Raw genomic sequence first — 1,769 nt, forward strand, 5'->3', positions numbered from 1 at the left:
AACCGTCATTCCGCAGCTAATTCCAGAATTTAAATAGCGTGATCTGGCGATCAGTTTTTCATAAAAACCACGGCACCATCTTGACCGCGATCGACAGTTTTGATCTATTGCTGCTATTTGACGGTCTCAAAATATGTCTACCCATCCTGTTATTAAACGCTTAGATCACCTTGGTCTCATTGCCGCCTTTTGTCACGAAATTGGCCTGCCACGGATGATAGATGCCGTTATCCCAAAATATTCTGACCACAATGTTTCTCATGGTGACGCGGTATTGGCCATGCTCCTAAATGGACTTGGCTTTCATAGCAGAACACTGCACATGTTCTCGGACTTTTTTAAGACCAAGCCTGTGTCTAAGCTACTCGCCAAGGAGATTGAAGCACACCATCTTACTGATGATGTACTAGGGCGCACCTTAGATGCTCTATACGAAGCCGATGTCTCTGCGCTCTATCAGGTTATTGCTGAGCGTGTTGTTGATAAACTGGGCTTGACGACGGATTCAGTTCATCTTGATATCACCAGCTTTCACGTTGATGGTGAGTATGCACAAGATGAAAACACCAACGTGATCAAGCTTGTACGAGGCTACAGTCGGGATCATAGGCCAGAGCTTAACCAAGTGGTGCTTGAACTCATCTGTGAAAACCAAGCAGGTATTCCTGTTTACATGCAAGCACTGAGTGGCAACACCAATGATGCCAAGGCATTCGCTGAAGTCACTAAAAGACACATACATTGCCTAAAAGCCGCGCAAAATAGTCGTTATTTTATCGCTGATGCTGCCTTGTACACCGAAGAAAGCATCTCCTCGCTAGATGAGCAAAATCAAAAGTTCATTACCCGTGTACCGATGACCATCAAGCTCGCAAAACAAGCACTGCTTGCGCTAGAGCCAGAGCAATTGAGCGCTATCGATCATGGCTACTCAGGGTGTTGGATAAACTCGGATTACGGAAAGGTCAATCAACGTTGGTTGCTCGTTCACAGTGAACAAGCCACCAAGCGGGAAGAAATCACTTTCTTCAAGAACTTAGAGGCAAATATAGCAAAAGAAATCAAAGCGTTGAGAAAGCTAAGTAAAAAACCATTCGCTTGTGAAGTTGACGCAGAACTCGCGTTTAACGATTTCAAGAAACAATGTGACTTACTAGGGTTTGAACAAGGCACTCTCATCAAACTGCCGACTTACTCTCATTCGGGGCGCCCAAAGACAGATGAAGCACCGACAGGATACCAATACTTTATCGAGGCCGCTCCCTTCACCGACCTAGAAAAAGTAAAACTGGCTAGGCTCAAAGTAGGCATGTTTATCCTCGCGACGAATGACACCGACAATGAAGCACTCACCATGGCAGCTCTGCTAGCTCATTACAAATCGCAACAAAAAGTCGAGCGTGGCTTCCGCTTTCTAAAAAGCCCTGAGTTTTTAACCTCTTCCATCTTTTTGAAAAAGCCTGAGCGCATTGAAGCGTTGCTAATGATAATGACGTTGAGCTTGCTTGTTTACGCCAGTTTAGAACACAAAATCAGAGAGCAACTCGCACAAACCGAAGCGTTCTTCCCAAGTATGGTAAAGAACAAGACGACAGCAAAACCGACGGCACGTTGGGTCTTCTTGCAGTTCGAAGGCATTGATACGTTAGAGATTAACGGCCATCGGTTCATCACTGGACTTCAAGAGCACCAAACACAACTACTCAAATTACTCGGTAGACTCTATGAGGTAGTTTATTCCTAAATTAGCTGCGGAATGTCGGATATAA

The 1,769-nt window shown here is 44.9% G+C and carries 1 protein-coding gene; it reads left to right on the plus strand.

Annotated elements, in window-relative coordinates; translation table 11 throughout:
• The first annotated feature begins 133 nt into the window (after nucleotides 1-133).
• A complete protein-coding gene (locus tag J3L11_RS18725) occupies nucleotides 134-1,744 on the plus strand; it encodes an IS1634 family transposase (protein WP_041154801.1) in 1,611 nt (536 codons plus the stop codon).
• The last annotated feature ends 25 nt before the right edge of the window (nucleotides 1,745-1,769 follow it).

Source organism: Shewanella sp. 4t3-1-2LB, from assembly GCF_017368415.1.
GTDB classification, from domain to species: Bacteria; Pseudomonadota; Gammaproteobacteria; order Enterobacterales; family Shewanellaceae; genus Shewanella; species Shewanella fodinae.

Excerpts from the sequence above, each read along its gene's own strand:
- J3L11_RS18725 (WP_041154801.1), top strand. The coding sequence starts at position 134 with ATGTCTACCCATCCTGTTATTAAACGCTTAGATCACCTTGGTCTCATT.